This window comes from Sphingomonas sp. Leaf25, assembly GCF_001421635.1.
Taxonomy (GTDB): Bacteria; Pseudomonadota; Alphaproteobacteria; order Sphingomonadales; family Sphingomonadaceae; genus Sphingomonas.
Map to the genome: position 1 here is coordinate 1 of NZ_LMKU01000015.1, position 1,525 is coordinate 1,525.

General features: G+C 66.4%; 1 protein-coding gene. It reads right to left on the reverse strand.

Features of this window, described 5'->3' with window-relative positions; translation table 11 throughout:
• Positions 1-33: 33 nt before the first annotated feature.
• The gene (locus ASE78_RS07670) at positions 34-1,464 is read right to left on the reverse strand and encodes an IS1182 family transposase (protein WP_056495382.1); all 1,431 of its coding nucleotides are present in this window, start codon (positions 1,462-1,464) and stop codon (positions 34-36) included.
• Positions 1,465-1,525: the final 61 nt, after the last annotated feature.

A 1,525-nucleotide genomic window follows, 5' to 3' on the forward strand; every position in this document is an offset into this window, starting at 1 on the left:
CCCGCGGTCGTGCCGGGGATACGGCCGCCTGGATCAGGCCTGAACCGCCCGGATCATCCCCGGCACGCCGATGAGGGTGATGGCGCGTCTGAGATTGTAGGCGAGCGCGGTCAGGCTGAACTCGGCGCGGACCTTCTCCAGCCCGCGCATCAGGAAGGCACCCTGGTTCATCGACTGCTTGATCGTGCCGAACGGGTGTTCGACCGTGGAGCGGCGGATGACGAGGATGTCGGGCCGCCTTTCGAGGCGCTCGGCCATGGGCTCGATGAGGTGTTCCTTCTCCCAGCGGTTGACGCGCCGCCAGCGTCCCGTGGTGCAGCGCGCCTTCATCTGGCAGTCGGCACAGGCGGCGGGGCTGGAATACTGGACCGTCACATGCCCGCGGGTGATCGAGCTGTGGCGGGTGTCGAGTACCTGCCCGCCGGGGCAGCGATAGGCGTCGGCTACCGGATCGTAGCGGAAACGCTCCTTGGGAAAGAGGCCGTTGCTGACGTTGATGCCGCGATGCGGGCGGGGAATGTACGGCGTGATACCGGCCGCTTCGCACGCCTCGATGTCCTCGCCCTTGTGATACCCCATGTCCGCGACCGCATCGATCCGCTCGACCCCGAGCGTCTCCATCGCCGCTCCGGCGGTCGGTGCCAGCAAGCCCATGTCGTTGCAGGCGTTGGTGACGTGCTGCTCGACGATCAGGCTGTGCTTCACGTCAACCGCCACCTGTGCGTTGTAGCCGATGGTCACCTTGCCGTGCGCAACCATCGCACGAGCGTCGGGATCGGTGAGCGATATCTGCCCTTCGCCGCTGGCCTCCAACTGATCCATCAGCGCCGAACTGGCCTGACGCTGCTCACGCAGTCTGGCGATCTTCGTCACCAATGTATCAGCACGACCGGTACCGGCGGCGTCCTCGCCGCGGTCGATCTGGTCCAGCTCGGCGAGGTAGCGCTCCAGTCGCGCGTCGGCCGAGGCGATATACGTCGCCAACCGCTCGCGACTGAAGTTACGTGCCCGACCGTTCACCGCCTTCAGCCGCGTGCCGTCCACCGCCAGCAACTCACGCCCGAACAGGTCCAGCTTGCGGCACAGCAGGACGAACGCACGGAACACCGTCTTGAATGCGGCCCGGTTGTCGCACCGGAAGTCGGCGATGGTCCGGAAATCCGGTCGAACCCCGCGCAGCAGCCAGATCAGTTCGAGATTGCGGGTCGCTTCCGCTGCCAGGCGCCGGCTCGACCGTACCCGGTTGAGGTAACCGTACAGGTACAGCTTGAGCATGTCGGCCGGATCGTAACCGGGACGCCCTGTCGCCTTCGGCCGCGTCCGCTGGAAACCCGCCCCGCCCAGATCGAGGTCGTCGACGAAGGCGTCGATGAACCGCACCGGGTTGTCCGCGGCCACATAGTCCTCGACCGACGCCGGCAGCAGCAACGCCTGGTTCCGCGCATGACCTTCGATGTACGCCATGTCCGCAGACTACAGCTCCCCGACATGCCGGGGAATCCTCATCGCGTTTCCGGACGGTCTG

Coding starts and splice junctions, on each gene's coding strand:
- ASE78_RS07670 (WP_056495382.1), bottom strand. CDS start 1,464: ATGGCGTACATCGAAGGTCATGCGCGGAACCAGGCGTTGCTGCTGCCG.